The organism is Leptospira johnsonii, from assembly GCF_003112675.1.
GTDB lineage: Bacteria > Spirochaetota > Leptospiria > Leptospirales > Leptospiraceae > Leptospira_B > Leptospira_B johnsonii.
In genome coordinates this window covers 882,597-898,559 of record NZ_BFAY01000011.1, presented here as the reverse complement: position 1 = coordinate 898,559, position 15,963 = coordinate 882,597, and the positions used below count along the sequence as shown (strand labels likewise).

General features: G+C 41.1%; 12 protein-coding genes and 1 riboswitch. Of the genes, 4 read left to right on the top strand and 8 right to left on the bottom strand.

What is annotated here, in order from left to right; genetic code table 11:
* Positions 1 to 44 precede the first annotated feature (44 nt).
* From LPTSP_RS13130 to LPTSP_RS13120, 3 genes are all read left to right on the top strand, one after another.
* Positions 45 to 1,337 carry a sterol desaturase family protein gene (locus tag LPTSP_RS13130; protein ID WP_108929164.1) on the top strand — a complete coding sequence of 431 codons (1,293 nt, stop codon included), beginning with the start codon at positions 45 to 47 and terminating at the stop codon, positions 1,335 to 1,337.
* A 118-nt stretch (positions 1,338 to 1,455) separates the two neighbouring features.
* A complete protein-coding gene (locus LPTSP_RS13125) occupies positions 1,456 to 3,561 on the top strand; it encodes a mucoidy inhibitor MuiA family protein (protein ID WP_108929910.1) in 2,106 nt (701 codons plus the stop codon).
* Between the two features lie 59 nt (positions 3,562 to 3,620).
* Positions 3,621 to 5,228, top strand: a complete 1,608-nt coding sequence (locus LPTSP_RS13120) for a mucoidy inhibitor MuiA family protein (protein WP_245915568.1) — start codon at positions 3,621 to 3,623, stop codon at positions 5,226 to 5,228.
* 4 nt (positions 5,229 to 5,232) lie between these two features.
* Here the strand turns inward: LPTSP_RS13120 and LPTSP_RS13115 are convergent, their stop codons facing one another.
* The 6 genes from LPTSP_RS13115 to LPTSP_RS13090 form a co-directional block, all read right to left on the bottom strand.
* Positions 5,233 to 6,321: a vWA domain-containing protein gene (locus LPTSP_RS13115; protein ID WP_108929162.1), complete on the bottom strand. Its 1,089-nt coding sequence runs from the start codon at positions 6,319 to 6,321 to the stop codon at positions 5,233 to 5,235.
* A 95-nt stretch (positions 6,322 to 6,416) separates the two neighbouring features.
* Complete coding sequence (locus tag LPTSP_RS13110) at positions 6,417 to 7,058, bottom strand: histidine phosphatase family protein (RefSeq protein WP_108929161.1); 642 nt, start codon at positions 7,056 to 7,058, stop codon at positions 6,417 to 6,419.
* Positions 7,043 to 7,855, bottom strand: a complete 813-nt coding sequence (locus LPTSP_RS13105) for an adenosylcobinamide-GDP ribazoletransferase (RefSeq protein ID WP_108929160.1) — start codon at positions 7,853 to 7,855, stop codon at positions 7,043 to 7,045. Before LPTSP_RS13105 ends, LPTSP_RS13110 begins: the two co-directional genes overlap by 16 nt.
* A 55-nt stretch (positions 7,856 to 7,910) precedes the next feature.
* Positions 7,911 to 8,954: a nicotinate-nucleotide--dimethylbenzimidazole phosphoribosyltransferase gene (gene cobT, locus LPTSP_RS13100; RefSeq protein ID WP_108929159.1), complete on the bottom strand. Its 1,044-nt coding sequence runs from the start codon at positions 8,952 to 8,954 to the stop codon at positions 7,911 to 7,913.
* Positions 8,955 to 9,026: 72 nt separating this feature from the next.
* Positions 9,027 to 9,866, bottom strand: coding sequence for an LIC_13355 family lipoprotein (locus LPTSP_RS13095; RefSeq protein WP_108929158.1), 840 nt, complete (start codon positions 9,864 to 9,866; stop codon positions 9,027 to 9,029).
* Between the two features lie 34 nt (positions 9,867 to 9,900).
* Positions 9,901 to 10,422 carry a hypothetical protein gene (locus LPTSP_RS13090; protein WP_135354756.1) on the bottom strand — a complete coding sequence of 174 codons (522 nt, stop codon included), beginning with the start codon at positions 10,420 to 10,422 and terminating at the stop codon, positions 9,901 to 9,903.
* A 191-nt stretch (positions 10,423 to 10,613) separates the two neighbouring features.
* Positions 10,614 to 10,740, bottom strand: a riboswitch (adenosylcobalamin (AdoCbl) riboswitch).
* A gap of 239 nt (positions 10,741 to 10,979) precedes the next feature.
* On the opposite strand from LPTSP_RS13090, the gene LPTSP_RS13085 reads away from it, so the two are divergent.
* Entirely contained in the window at positions 10,980 to 12,320 is a 1,341-nt protein-coding gene (locus tag LPTSP_RS13085) for a flavin monoamine oxidase family protein (RefSeq protein WP_108929909.1), read from the top strand.
* Between the two features lie 61 nt (positions 12,321 to 12,381).
* Here LPTSP_RS13085 and LPTSP_RS13080 read toward each other — a convergent pair whose 3' ends face one another.
* Together LPTSP_RS13080 and LPTSP_RS13075 are read right to left on the bottom strand one after the other, a co-directional pair.
* Positions 12,382 to 14,526 carry a toprim domain-containing protein gene (locus LPTSP_RS13080; RefSeq protein ID WP_108929908.1) on the bottom strand — a complete coding sequence of 715 codons (2,145 nt, stop codon included), beginning with the start codon at positions 14,524 to 14,526 and terminating at the stop codon, positions 12,382 to 12,384.
* Positions 14,523 to 15,908, bottom strand: a complete 1,386-nt coding sequence (locus LPTSP_RS13075; RefSeq protein ID WP_108929156.1) for a DNA gyrase subunit A — start codon at positions 15,906 to 15,908, stop codon at positions 14,523 to 14,525. The genes LPTSP_RS13080 and LPTSP_RS13075 overlap by 4 nt, the downstream gene beginning before the upstream one ends.
* Between the last annotated feature and the right edge of the window lie 55 nt (positions 15,909 to 15,963).

Here is a 15,963-nt window from a genome sequence, read left to right as displayed (position 1 = left end):
GACCGAATGATCGCTACAGAGATAGTCGAAATTCGGTAATAGAGATGGAAAAGAATATCATTGAACTGATCACTCCCGTTTTTTTCGTATTGGTAGTCGTAGAACTACTTTATTCAGTGTTTGGCAACAAACCGTTCTATCGTTTTAAGGATTCTATCAACAATCTTTCGGCCGGGATCTTTATGCAGATCTTTACAGTGTTTATCACTCTCGGATTGATGGCAGTGTATTCCTGGGTATATGCAAAATTTGGAATATTGAATATTTCCAACGATTCCTGGATTGGCTGGGTGTTTTGTTTTATTCTGGCGGACTTCTTCTACTATTGGTATCATAGATTCGGGCACGAGATCAATATTTTCTGGGCTTCTCATGTGGCTCACCACCAGAGCGAAGATTATAATTTTACGGTGGCTTTAAGACAAGGCGTCACTCAGAATACATTCTCCCTTCCTTTTTATCTTCCGTTGGCGGTGATGGGTTTTCCTCCTATCATGTTCCTTCTTTGTATTCAGATTAATTTTGCATATCAGTTCTGGCTTCATACCAGAGCAATTCCTAAATTGGGATTTTTCGAGTGGGTATTCAATACTCCTTCTCAACACAGAGTGCATCACGGAAGAGATCCTAAATATATAGATAAAAATTATGCAGGAACATTAGCGATCTGGGACAGAATGTTCGGATCTTATAAAGAGGAAGAAGAAGAGCCTATTTTTGGGATCGTAAAACCGATGCAGACATGGAGTCCTGTTTGGACACAGTTTCATTATTTCGAAGAGTTGTTTCTTCTTTCCTGGAAAACCAAAAGTTGGAAGGATAAATTTTTAGTTTGGTTCAAGCCTCCCGGTTGGAAACCGAAAGATCTGGGAGAATCAGTAGTTCCTCCTGAGATCGATCGTTCCACTTACCAAAAATTTAATACACATATTCCTTATACATTGCTAGTGTATTCGATCACTCAGTTTTTCTTCGGACTGGGTGCTTCTATGGTCTATCTAGAATTCAAAAAAGAATTACCTCTTTTAGAGATGTGCGTTTTAGGCTTTTATGTGCTTTGGACTCTTTGGAATATAGGTGCGATCTTCGAATTGAAAACTTCTGGTATCGTTTCCGAGCTAATCCGTCTGGCTTCGATTGCTGGATTGACTTATGTGTATCCTTTCGATTTCACTCATGTGGATAAATTGACTGCTATTCTTCCGATCGAAACTTTGAAGTATCTTCCCGAGCTTATGAAGCAGGTCGCATTGATCTCATTCTTTGTGTTGGGAGGCTTTTTGGTTTCTCAAAAAAGATTTTTCAGCATCAAAGGATATACGCCTAAAACAGTTTAGTTCAGGTTTTTTGAGCTAGTTTTTAGAGTTAAAAGCGCCTTTTCAACGAAGGCGCTTTTTTTATGGTTTTGAAAATAAATTGACGAACTATGTTTCGGCAAGTATCCACTTAGAACCTATGATTTCCCGTTTTTCTTCCTCGGTTCTTGCGACATTCTTTTTGATCTTGCTAGGGACTAATTTTTACGCCCAAGAAACCGACCCTTCCGCGAGTGATACACCTACAGCTATTACGGAAGAAGAGAAGGCTTCAAAGTCCCCTGTCTCCGTTTCTTATGCTAGAATAGATTCTGTTCTCTTGTATTCCGACTTGGTGTACGTCACAAGACAATCCGAAGTCAAACTTCCTGCCGGAGTATCAGAAGTGTTATTGGGAGAAGTTCCAATCGCTTCCTTGGACAAGAGTGTGATCGTCACATTTACTGATCCGAATAAAAAATTTAAGATCAAAGGGATCCGAGTCTCTGAAAAAGCTTCCAGAAGGAAAAAATCCCAAGAAGCAGAAGAGTTAGAAAGAAGGAAAGAAGGTTTACTCTTGGCTTTAAGCACAAAGTCTAGAGAGGTCCAAGACCTTTTAGATTGGGAAGCTTCTATCAAATCTATCAAACCTGCTGTCCGGGAACAAGATGGAGTAGTGGAGAAGATCGACTCCGAAAATTTTTCCTCGTTTCGAAAAACATATGCAGAACTCGCAGAAGATAATACAAAACTTCGCTTAGCAAAACTCGAAGAATTGGATCGTATCCGAGAAGAATTTTATATAGTTACAACTAAGATCGCTCATCTGGCAGAAGGTGATACACTTCGCAGAAAAGAGATCCGATTGGATGTGGAATCCGATTCCGCTAATGTTTTTCCTTTCGAATATAAATATTTGATCCGAGGTGCTAATTGGTATCCTCGTTATACTTTGGAGTTGAATGCGAATGGACAAGAGGCCGAGTTAGGTTGGCATGCGTTAGTTCGGAATGAGACGGGAGAAGATTGGAAAAACGTTCGATTAGAATTTTCCACCGCAAATCCAAACCAAGACATTGACTTACCTGAGTATAGGGAATATAGGATCGCTTCCAAAGAGGTAGCGGTGTATTCCGGAGACGAGGATTATTCTCCTGCCGATAAAGAGTATAACGCTCCTTCTAAACCTTCTGCAAATGCCGGCAGTATGATCCAAACCAAAAAGGAATCCAAGAAAAAAGCTCCTGCACCTAAGGTCTCTCAAAGAAGTAAAGCAGAAGAGAGAGTCGATGATGTTTATTATCAAGAAAAGAACGATAGTCCTTTGATGCAGTCCCGGGCGTTGATAGAAGGAAATTATAAGGATAGATCCAATTCAATTCGTGTAGAAGAGAATATGAACAGGCTCCAAGGAGAACTAGCGAGCCAAAAATATTCTTTCGATCAGGGGTCGTATGAAGAATCCATTCGATATGGAAAAGAAGCTCTGCGTAGATTTTCTGGTCTTAGAGAAAGTTCTAGAAAAGAACTGAAAGAACTCGAAAATGAAGTGCAGAATCTTTTGAACAGATCCTCACAATTGAGTTCGGATAAAAAATATTCTAATCAATTGATCGCTCCAGGAATATCTTCCGAAGGATTTGATTTCAGATACATCGCTCAATCTCGAGAAAAAATTCCTTCTGATCGTACATTGAACCGGGTTTTCTTACGCAAAAGAAATATCTCAGTTCGTCCAGGTTACGAAACTTCTCCGCTTACTAACGATGGGGTTTTTCTGAATGTAGTTTCTTCGAATACGGAAAGAGAACCTTTGCTTGCAGGTCCTCTGGAAATTTATTCCGGAGAGAATCTTCTTGGAACTACGACTGTATCTACATTAAAGCCGGGCCAAGAGATCAAAATGGAACTTGGGCCTGATAGAGATATCAAGGTGGAAAGAAAGCAGGAAAAATTGGATGATAAATCCGGAATTATCTCTCGCAAAAAGAATATCCGTTATCGAGTTACTATCTCCATCAAAAATAACAAACGTAGAGCAGTTCCTGTTCGTTTAATCGATCGTATTCCTTACACGAACGACGATAGCGTAAGGGTAGAATGGTCTGCAGGCGCCGACACTCCTAAGTCTAAAACCGAGGATGGAATTTTGACATACGAGTTCGAAATAGGAGCGAACTCCCGCAAAACTGTACAGTTCGAATACACCGTCTCTTATCCAGCGGACAATATTTTAAGAGAGACTCCTGGTTCGGATTCTTATTGAGGCTTATCATGAAAAATTATAAAACTTTAATGTATTCATCTTTCTTTCGATTCACTTTTATGTTTGTTTTGATTTCTTTTCCCATATTCGGAAAAGAATTTAGCCTTCCGATCAAGGAAGTTACCGTTCATCAGGGAACCGCTCAGATCCTCAGGTCCGGAAGAGTCCAGTTGGAACCCGGAGCGAACAAAATAGAGATCTCTTATCTACCTGTTTCACTTTTGGAAGAGACCTTAACGGCCGCAGTAACTTCTTCCCAAGTTGAGGTTACCGGTTCCAGGACTTGGAAAGAAGAAGGTACTGCTGCTTCGAATCCGGAAGTTGCTCAGCTCCAAAAAAAAGTGCAACAACTGGAGAAGGAGTTGGAAAGTATATTAGCAAAAGAGAATGATCTAAAAGCCGAAAAGGACCTGTTGTCCGAAATGCGCAAAAAAGTTTCGGATGTAGTAGGTCGTAACCTCCTTTACGGTAGGGTAGAAGGAGATGGAAAAAACTGGGGAACTTATTTAAAGAAGACCAGAGATGAGGCTGTTTCTATTTTTGCTTCTTGGGAGAAGTTAGAAAAGTCAAAACGAAAAGTCCAAACGGAACTGGAAGAAGCAAGAGCCCAGCTTTCACTTTTACTATCCCAGGCTGAAAAAAGCACACGTACTACTTGGGTCCAGATCGTAAACACGAGCTCCGAGGCTAAGAGCGTAGAACTTCGCTTGAGCTATTTGGTTTCTAATGCGGATTGGAGGCCGACTTATATTCTGACTGCAGATGATTCCTTAAGCAAAGCAAAACTGGAATACATAGTGGAGATCCGACAAGAAACCGGGGAAGATTGGAGAGGGGTGCAACTTCTTCTTTCGACCACCAGGCCGGATCTATCTCTCAGAAGGGATAGGCTTCGTCCATTAAGATTATTTGATGTAGAAGTCGATTCCAAACAGGAAATTCTCACTAACCAAACCCAAGCAGTGGGTGCCGCTCAAATGCCCAATGAAGAGTCCAATATTCCTGCTACGGAAGAACCTTCTCCCTCCAGTGAAAGAGGAAGCGGATTTCTATTCAGACTTCCTAAAACGATTACATTAGCTTCTCAGAAAGAATCTAGAAAATTCGAGATGTTGTCTTTTAGTTCTCCGATCCAGGTAAAAACTGTGGCTTCTCCTAGATACAAACCTTTTCCTCTTTTGGAGGCTGAGTTTCAAAACATGGGAGAATTTCCGATTTTGCCAGGCGAAGTATCTCTGTTCAGAAGTTCAGGACTTGTAGGAAGGACTAAGGTTCCTTATGTTTCTCCTAAGGAAAATCTTTCGGTTTCTCTAGGCACGGAAGGTAGTTTAAGACTCTCTTATAGAAAGGATTGGAACCAAACCAAAGAAGGATTGATTTCCACTCAAAAAGTAATGGAGAAGAAGGTTTATCTGAGTCTGGAAAATTTCGGTAAAGAAAGCAAAACTGTCATCGTAAGAGAACAGATCCCTATCTCCGAATCCGCGAGTGTAAAGGTCGAGGTGAATCAGGAGACAAGCACTCCAGGTTCCAAAGAATATCGCGCGAATTCTGGAATTATAGAGTGGAGTTTAGAGATCCCTCCTTCCGGTAAAAAAGAGATCAAATTAGAATATCGGGTAACGTATCCGAATCACCAAAACTTGGATTTCTTAAGATCTTTTTAAGAACTTACTCCGTAAGATTTTTTTCTCCACTTTTGTCCACCGAACTTGGGATACCTTTTGTATCCCAAAGTTCCAATTCCAAATTTAAAGGAAGATGTGCGGGAGCGGAGATCTGAAATTCTCCTTCTCCTTTTTTCGTTTTGAAACAGATTTGTTCTGTTCGCAAAACTCTTTCAGGTTCGGTAGTTCTTTGAGGATTCCAGTTTTGTGTTTTGAAAGAAACGGAACTTCTTCTTTTTAGATTTAAGATCACACATTGATTATCAGAATCGGAATTTTCAAAAACGAATTTCACTCTATAAAAATTTTCTTCCGAGTCTGTTTGTTTCCTTTCGATATCAGAGATCCTGATCTTAGGTTTACGTTTTTCAGGTTCAATTTCAGTTCGTTTGGGCTGAGGTTCTTGTTTTAGAAGATCTTCCACTGCGAGAAAGAAGTCACTGTCTTCTCCCACATTATAATATTTTCCATTTCCTGTTTTCGCCAAAGACTGCATGATCCTTTTCTCTTCCGGTTTCAATCCGAGGCCCAGGATATGCATTTTGAAATTTACACCTTTTTGTTGTAGGACTTGAAGTTCTTTTTCAGGATTTCCGTAACAACTTTCAATTCCATCGGTTACTAAGATCAAGTCAGTGGGAGATTTTCTGCGAATAATATAATCTCCTGCGATCCGAATGGACTCTGCAAGTGGAGTAGCACCAGAAGGAGTGAGCCCAAAAAGTTTGTTTTGAAAGCCAGGGCGATTTCCTTTTTCTAAAGGTTGGTAAAGTCTGGAAGATTGGCAACCAGGGAGACGATTTCCGTAAGCGATAAAACCTACTTCAGTCTCTTCAGGAAGTTTATCTACAAAATGGCGAACATATTTTTTTGCCAGATGTACCTTTTGATAGATCCCAAGATACTCGTTCATGGAGCCGCTTGCATCTAAGATAAACAGTTTAGCGCTTTCTGATTGGCTAGGCATCACAAGTTCAGTAGATGTATCCGAATCTATAAAAGAAGAACTTAGAAGTATAGATATGAGAAGAATATACTTTAACTTTTCGTTATGAAGAAGAGGCCGGAATTTAAATATTCGGAAAAAGGGCATGGGAGATAGGAATACTATATTCCTTATCGGATAAAAGTAAAAACACCTTAGAGGCATAGGTCTTCGATTTATGTCTTATTTGTTCAAAGCCGGACTTACTTTTTGTTCCAATAAACGAACTGAGGATAAGATTGTATTTCTCCGAATCGGATCTTGAAACAAGAGACGGAGCCATATTCTAAAACCAATCGAAACGAATTCTCCAAAGGAAATCCTAAAACGATGGAAGACAAACATCGAATAGGTCCTCCATGACTGACCCAAATCGTTTTGTATTCGGAAGTTTCCCCTTCTTCGCTTTTTAGATTTTCCCAGGACTTTGCTTCTTGCAGACCTTCTTCCCAAGATTTTAAGAGCCTGTTCTTTAGCTCAGAATAGGTTTCACCTCCTGGAGGTCTTCGATTTACATAATCTTCCATCCAAGGATCCGTTTCCGACCTAGGTAGGTCCTCCCACAAACGTCCCTCCCAATCACCAAAGTCCAGCTCTTGGATATTCGAGTCTACTTTCCAAGCAGGAGTAATTGATTTTGATTCCAGATGTTTGCTGATATACTCCGCCAGACTATAACATCTGAATAGAGGACTAGTACGGATTGAATGTACTTTTTCAGGAAGAAGTTTCAGAACATTCTCAGCTTCTTTTTCAAAGCTAGAAGGAAGTCCTAGATCTGATTTGCCATAACAGGTCCCAGGTTCTACTTCGGGAGTTGTATGTCTGACTAAAAAGATTTCCAAGCTACGACGATCCCGATCAGATACAATAGTTCTGTTACTTGTTGGACTGCGCCCAAACAATCCCCTGTATATCCCCCCAACCACTTTTTATAAAAACTTCTGAGATATAAATATCCGAATGTTTGTAGTAGAAATGGATATAGTAAAAATCCGAACACTCGATCCGAAGGAAGATATGCGTTGTGAAAGAATGCGAGCCAAGGAGCCAATCCCCAGATCCCTGCGATAACTACATTAGAAGTTTTTAAAGTTTGAATGATCGGTTTTGCCTTGGAAAGCTGATCTTCTCTCACATAAGATAGTGTTTTAGCAGTGAATAAGGCCCAAAATCTACTAGAAGAATGAGAGGAAAGTATCGTGATGAATAATACCTCTATGGAAAATTCTTCCAAAGATTTATAACATACAAATTTAAGAAGAAGGACAAGTATGATCCCAATTGTTCCAAAAGCACCGATCCTACTGTCCTTCATGATCTCTAGGATCTTCTCTTTGGTCCAACCCCCGCCGAATCCGTCGCATACGTCGGTAAATCCGTCTTCGTGAAATGCTCCGGTTACCAAAACAGAAACCGCCATTGACAAAACAATGCTTATCTCCCAGGTCAAAGAGAGATCAGAAACCCAAAGAACGAACCATGTTGCAGTTCCAACAATCCATCCTACGAGAGGAAAATATCTGGAAGAAGAATTGAGATATTCGTCCGAATGTTCCACCCATGACGGAACAATGATACGAGTATTATAACGTACGGAGGAAAGAAAAATGATCAGTTCTTTGCGGATAAATCCAAACATGCAAAGACGAACTTATTCATTCCTCCGATTCGGGCAGCGAGAATTTACTTCCAACTTAGTCTTTTTTTTCGGAAACACCTGCGGATTCGAAGCTTGCCATTTCTCTTAAGAACGCCAATGCGGATTCTAAGATAGGATAGGCGAGTGCACATCCGGTCCCTTCTCCCAGACGAAGTCCGAGGTCTAGGATAGGGTCTGCGTCAAAAAATTCCAGGATCAGTCGATGGCCTTGCTCGGAAGACTTATGAGCAAAAACTGCATTGCGAACGATCTTAGGTTCCATTCTAGAAGCGGTTAAGAAGGCTGAACTTGCGATAAAGCCATCTACAAGGATCAAACGGTTTTCTTTATAAGAAGATAACATTGCCCCGCAGATCATCGCGATCTCGAAACCTCCGAACTTAGAAAGGACTTCTATCGGATCTTTCGGATTTACTTGGTGTTTTGCTCTGCATTCGGCTAAGATCTTTTTCTTACGCTCTAAAGATCCGTCGTCCAGGCCTGTTCCTCTTCCGGTAAGATCTTCTGCGGAACGATCCAGAAATACGGAAGCGAGTAAGGATGCACTCGAAGTATTTCCTATTCCCATTTCTCCGAAACCGATTACATTACAATCTTTCGGAACCTTGGTAGTCGCGATCTCCCCTCCGATACGAATTGCTTCTTCACATTCTTCTCTTGTCATTGCTGCTTCGTTCAGAATGTTTCTGGTTCCGGCTGCGATCTTGGCTGGGATAAAATCAGGATGGGTCTGTTCGAAATTACCGGAAACTCCAGCATCAACTACCAACAATTTGATCCCATGTTGTTTGCAGAATACGTTGATCGCAGCTCCTCCATTCAAAAAGTTTAATACCATTTGATAAGTAACTTCTTTCGGAAAAGCTGAAACCCCGGAGTCTGCAAGTCCATGATCCCCAGCGAATACTAGTAAATGAGGATTGGATAATACAGGATCGATTGTGTTTTGGATCGTGCCGATTCGGTAAGCAAGATCTTCTAATTTACCCAAGGCACCTAATGGCTTTGTCTTGGTATCTATTTTATTACGTAAAAATTTATCTAAGTTCAACTGGTGTACATCTTTTGGGCGGATCATATTCTTTTCATTTGTAAAAATTTTAAATTATTAAATCGAAAAAAGATCAGAAGATCTATGTTTCGTTTCAGGTTAAGGGGTTATCGATTTAGCGATGACTCCGTCTATATCAGGGCCTCCGTCAAAACTTCCTGCAGGAGTGGGAAAGGTGGATTGTCCTTTCGCATTCAATAGTTTAATAAACTTGAATCCGTTTGTTTGTAGATTGGAAAGCACTGTAGAATCGCATCCATTTGCAAATCGAGCATCTACCGCTAGATCGTCTAGATCGAATGGATCTCCACCTGCGTTTGCAACAAATGGATCCGGAAAAATTTCCGTAGGAGTGAGTGGATGAGTAACCATATTCCAAAGTACAGGATTTGCTCCTCCAAAACGGATCCAATCCGTAGGATCCAAACTGGCAGGGCTTGCAGCTCCGGTATATTGAGGATTAAACCCGCAATAATTTGTCCCGTCTAAGCTAACCTCTACGATTATAGGTTCTATAAAATAATTGATAGAAGCTTGTTGTTGGAAACCGTTCTCAAAAACGATAAAATCAATCCCTGTACCGTTAGTCACAGTTGCTCCATTCCAAGAAAGGATCAGAAAATTATTCGGGTCGGTAGAACCCATTGTATAAACGTCAAAACCACCCGTATTCTGTCCTCCTCCACAAACCCCGTTGATTGCTTTCTCAGGATCTTTGTATAGGACGCTAGGATTGCTGCCAGGTGCACTGACTACAGTATTTGCTAAAAGATATTCAGGGTCTATACTTGCCGGAGGGCAACTTCCAGAATTCGAAAGGGAATTTTGTCCGGTTAATAAAAGTCCAGTTAGATCAGTGCTGCTTCCGGAGCCATCACAACTTATGAGAAAGAGAAAAACAAACATTCCAAAAAACGCGAATTTACTTATTTGTTTCATACGTTGTGACTCTCCTTTCGCAATTTAGATCCGATTATGGGATCATGTAATTCCAGCCGAATCCATTACAGCCGTTCGTCTTTAAAGCAGAAGAATCACTAGTAGCAGTATCACTTTTTGCTTCTGCTAAAGTATTCTTTCCATATACGATTTGGCAATAATCGAAACAGCGGCTCGCACTAGAAGGGCAAGAATTACTACGAATTGCAGTCCAGTCTATTCTTCCGAATTTACTAGGATTAGAGGCATCATCTGCAGACGCTTGGTAATAAAGTTTTCTATTGGCGCTATCTATTTCAACGACGGTTAATTTTTGCATTCCTTGCTCGATCCAAGATTGAGCAGTTATAGCTGCGGTACCATAAACTGGTCCATCGGCTCCACCGGAATAGTAGCCTACTTGCCAAGAACCGCCAACTTCAATATAATTAGCTTGGACCAGCGCAGCGATAATCGCGCTATTATCAGACTCTGACTTTTCCGTTTCAAAACAAGCGGTGTTGATTAACGATAAAGCGAATAATATGATTATCGCTTTTGTCCTGAATTTTCTCATTTTCTCTCCTGGTTCTGCCGGATATCGCAGAAAAAGAAAATAAAAGCAAAATAACGTTAGTCGATCATTGATCTTACTAAGATCCGAACGATTTGGTATTTGCGGTGGTTTTCTTTTTCCGTTCGAGAGCCCCGACATTTTAGCTTTCGGGGCCCCATCGCAGAAGCGCGGATGCGCTAAAGAGCGAGATTTACGATACTCCCCAACCTCGAGGTTTCAGTATCGCGGGGAAGATCTGGCTTATTCCGTTTAAAACGGACATCACAGTTGCGGGTCAGCGCGGGATTTTCACCCGACTTCCTCCCTGAAAGCGTAATTCCAGGTTTTGGTTTAGCACTTCCCCTGGCAAGGGAAAAACTATAAGGATGCAAAAGCAGTCTATTCCTTGAAATATCCAAATAAATCGGCGATATTCTAAACATAAGAACGATTCGAAAGGCTTCGGTACATAATTTCAGATCGATGTGACATTCTACTCCGCAAAAAATTCGGGAAAGATCTTTCATAGACCGAAAATAAAAGAGAGAGTTCTAATAAAACTTCTAAAGAGGAATCCGATGAAAATTACCCGATCCACTTTTCTAAAAGCCGGAATTTTAAGCGCCGCAGCTTTGTTGGGAAGTCGTAAGGGAAATTTGTTCGCTCAGAATACTAACGCAGGAAAAAAGGTGATCGTACTTGGCGGAGGACTTTCTGGACTTTATTCGGCATACCTATTAGGAAAAACAGGAAGTAAGGTAACTCTGATAGAAGCTACAGACAGAGTCGGAGGAAGGGTTAGATCTATACAAGATCCTTCCGGTCATGTGGTGGATCTGGGGGCGGAATGGGTTTCTTCAGAAGACAAAACAGTTCGCAGTTTAGTTAGAGAACTTGGATTAAAAATTCAATCTTCTCCTTTAACTCCGGATCTGTTTTTAGGAACTTACAAAAAAGCGGGCACTTGGGAACTTTCTGCCAAGTCTCAAGAGATATTGAGCAAATTAGTATCACAAAATTCTAAATTAGATACAGCTCAACAGCAAGCTTTGGATCGGATCAGTTTTTATAATTATCTAATATACCAAGGAGTCAGTCCGGAAGATCTGACCTTACTCGGTCATAAACTTTCTCTTCATTATGGAGATAGTATCCGAGTTTTGTCCGCCGAAAAAGTTTTAGGTGATCTTGCACAATTCCCTCAAAGGAATAGCAGGATAGAAGGTGGAATGGAAAGTATCGCCAAAACTTTGGTGATGAATATAGAGAACACCGAGTTTGTCTTTTCGGATCCTGTTCTGTCTGTGGACCAAGATTCCGCCGGAGTTACTGTCACTACCGCTTCCGGAAGAAAGTTTAGCGGTTCTACTTGCATCTGCACATTACCGGCGAACCAAATCTCTAACGTAAAATGGAATCCAGGACTAGATAAGGAAAAACTTCTTGCTGCATTAAGAGTTCGTTATTCTCAGATCTATAAATTGTTTTTGATTTTGAAAGAGTCTCCATGGGAATCTTCTCCTTTTGCGGTTCATTCGGATGCTGCGGCTCAATTCTTATATGATGCCGGGACCAAGTCTGACACTGGAGATAAGGTTTTAGGAGTGATCGCGAACGGAGATAGATTCTCTGTATTCGATTCTGCCAGCCAGGATCAAAAGGTAGAATATATTCGTCTTACTCTGGATCGTTTGGGTCTAAAAAAGGATCTGCAGATCCAAAGATTCTATTTTACGGAGCCTAAAAAAGACTACGTTCCGAATGGAATTGCTGAATTTCCACCGGGAAGTTTTGGATCAGAGATCATTCTAAGAAAACCGTTCGATCGTATCTTCTTTGCAGGAGAACATACAGGGGAAATTACCGGAACAGTGGAGGCTGCTTTAAGCTCGGCGATCAAAGCAGTAAATCTGGTTTAAAACAAAAAACCCGGAATCTATTTCTTCCGGGTTTTTTATTTCAAGAATGTAAGTCGGAGGATTAGTCTTCTATTACGCTCATCGCGTATTCTGAGATCGCATCCCTTCTTTGCTCTGCAAAGTCTTTATGGAACCAAAGGTTCTGGATCTTAGAAGCTTCTTTCTTGTTTCCGATGGTGATCTTGGTCATACACTCATCTACTGCAAATTTCATGGCTTCTTTTCCTGTCTCTCCGAGTCCTTTATTCCGTTTTTTGCGGACGATTTGTCCTCCGGATTTTTCCACTCGTTTGACTAGAGCATCGTAATCTTTATCATCGATGCAGAATACAGTCTCAGCTTTCTTGGAATCTCCCATTTTCACGTCTACCTCATAGAGAGGAGCGCTGGAAATATGGATGAGTCCTAATTCGAAGAGTTCAGGCCAGTATTCGTAAAAGAAAGAAAGCATCAAGGAACGGATCGCATATCCGTCAAAGTCTGCGTCAGTAATGATGCTCACTTTTTCGTAATTCAATTCTTCTAGAGACTTTACTTTTTGGTCCAAAGGAAGTCCGAGGATCGCCACTATATTCTTTAACTCTTCGTTTGCGATCGCTTTCGCGAGGGAAACACCCTTACAGTTCATGGGTTTTCCTCTAAGAGGAAAAAGTCCGTGAAGTTTAGGATTTCTGGCGGGACGAAGACCTGCGATTGCGGAGTCTCCTTCCGCTACGAACAATACTCTGCCTGGATCGTTAGGCTTACCTGTAGGTGGCATGAGTTTCGGGATATTCATCTTACTTGCTTTTTTGAGTCCGCGTTGCGCGTCTTCGAAAGCTTTCAGCTGAGTACGTTTCTCCATTTGGAGTTTAACTTCTTCCAATAATGCGGTTTTCTTAATGAACTTATCTAAATGTTTGTCTACCGCATTACGAATATCTTCGTTCAGATCGTTAATCAGATAAGATTTATCCTGGGACTTGAATCTAGGATTCAAAAGTCTCATGTTCACATACATGTGAAAGCAGTTCCTAACGTCGTTACGAGTACAGCTTGTCTTAAGTTTTTTCTCTAAGGAAACGATCTGGCTTTTTTTACGAACTTCGTCGCAAAGTCTGTTTTCCAGATACTCGATTGCAGAACCGCCTTGAGGAGCGAAGATAGAGTTTACCCAAGTCAGGTTTTTGTTTTGGCCGATTACCAAATAAGCTTCCAGATGCAATTGAGATCCTGCAGCAGGGGCGTTGTAATCCATTTTGTAGTAAGTCAGATCGGAATGGGAGAATATCTCATCCAAACCTTTTTTGAACTTATACTTTTCCTTCTTACCTTTATGAACAAACTGCACTTCCAATCCTGGGTTGGTCATTGCGATGTCCTGCAAATACTGTTTCATCAGATCTACGTTGAAGGAAGTATCGATGTTATTAAAATATTTCGGATTCAGTTCGAATTCGACAGAAGTTCCGTGATCGTCTTTTGGAGCTTTTTCGATCGCCTCGATCATGTTCGTTTTCTTGCTGATCGGAATCAGCTTTTCGATCTGATCTTTTGTGAGAAGCGGGCAATCGTCAAATTTTCCGTGTTCGTCGAAGTATAAGAAAACTTTCTCAGTATCTTCTTTAGATAGTTTATAAGAACGGATCTGCTTTTTTGCGTCTTCGTGAAGAGTGAATAGTTTTTTGAAAGTGCTTCCGTCGTTGGTAGTTTTTACTTTAAAGTAAGAAGAAACCATCCTTACCAAAGAAATACCCACACCATTCTGACCGGCCACATGGTCTTGTTTTACGTGGTCGTCAAAGTTCTCTCCGTACATCAAATGCAGATATACACCTTCTGCATTCTTTGCTGGGATTCCTCTTCCATTATCTGCAACCGTTACGGTTTTTCTGTCGGAAGATAATTGGATGATCAATTTGGACATCTTATCCTTTTCAGGAATAGCCTTGTCCTTTTGGTTCTTGCGGTATTCGTCTACCGCATTCATACAAGCCTCGTCCAAACATTTTAATTTGGCGGGGACATCTTCCAATTCTTCATGGACGATCTCGTATAAATTACCGCTGTTCTTACGGAAAAAGTGCTGTTCAAATGTGGAAGCAGAGTTTTGCCCCAACCACATTCCGGTCCTCATCCTTACGTGTTCTACGTTGGAGAGTTTTTTGAAGTTCCGTTCCCCTCCGGTCGCGGCCTTCTTTTCGGTTTTGGTTTTAGCGGTGCTCATTCCTTGTCCCATTTATCCTTCAGCTCGGTTAATTCTCCGATCATGAATTCTGTTAATTTTTTATCTTCTTTCACAAGCCCTTGGTATCTGGAAAGGGCGGTTTTTGCCTCTACGATGGCTTCTTCACATTTGCGGACTTCATCCAAAGTCATTCTGTAGATCGGAATGGACGCCAACCATTCAAAGTATTTGAATTTTGCCTTTTGGAGTTTGTCCTCGAAATCCTTTTTGGATTTGATCCCGATAACTTTTTCGTTCCATTTTTCTTTGATAAAACGGATCAACTCAGAGTTTCTTTCGATCTTCTCTTCTTCCAAACCTGCCAAACGTTTGAATCTGCGGATCAAGTGTGTTTTTCTGAAATCACAGAAACGTTTAATGATCTCTTCCGGTCCGAAGTTTTTCAGACGACCGTCATAAGTGATCACGTTGTTTGCTAGAGTTTGGGTATCTTCTTTGGAGATTACAGCTGCGATCTCTTTCGCGCTAGGCTTTTCTCCCTTTTTATAATTCAGTTCGATACGGAAGGTCTGGCTAGAATGATCCACATAGTCCTTCAGCCAACTATCCTTTCTTTCCAGAATATCATCCAGAAGATTGATTACTTTCTCTCTGTTCCAATTCATGGGGGCGTCTGTAAGATACAGAGTATCTCCTTCCCATGTAAAACCGAAGGTAGTGGTCATCGTGATATTGCCCGCTTCGGTCTTGGACATCTTCACTTCGCCTTTATAATCTTTGTACCAAGGTTTTAAAGGCAGAGGCTTTTTGGTTTTAAGATAATTGACTTGTGAATTGATAATTGCGGAAAGTTTGTGTCCCGGTATAAAACAACGGAAACCGGTCGCAATTCCCATAATATTATTCAGAAGAACGATCGGAACTTTTCCTACAAAGTGAATTGGTTCGTCTTCGGTCTCGTCGTAGTTCTTAACATAATCTATATCAGGTAAACTTTCGAAGAATCCAAGATCCTTTACGAAGTCGGAAAGTTTTACCTCCGTGTATCGAGGAGAAGCGATCGCACTCGGATCCAAAACGTCTCCGAAAGTACCTTCTCCAGCAACTAAAGGATGATTATTTGCGAATGTAAAGTCCTGGGCCATCTGAGAAAGGGCATCTTGGATGGATCTATCTCCGTGAGGGTGGTATCCCATTGCAAGTCCCGCTACTTTCACAGTCTTAGTGTAACGGTTCCTTGCGTCTGAATTCCACATTGCCCAAAGAATTCTTCTCTGGACGGGCTTTAAGCCGTCGATTTCGTGAGGAATTGCCCTAGAATCGCAAACGTATCGAGAATATTTTCTCTGATCGTCGTTGACCTGGTCCTCAAACGGTATTTTAGGGAAGTTTTCTTTACCTGATTTATTGGAATCTTTCATAGGACTTTTATAGCCAAAGGATTTTAGGACGGTTTTACTGTCAACCTTTTAACGT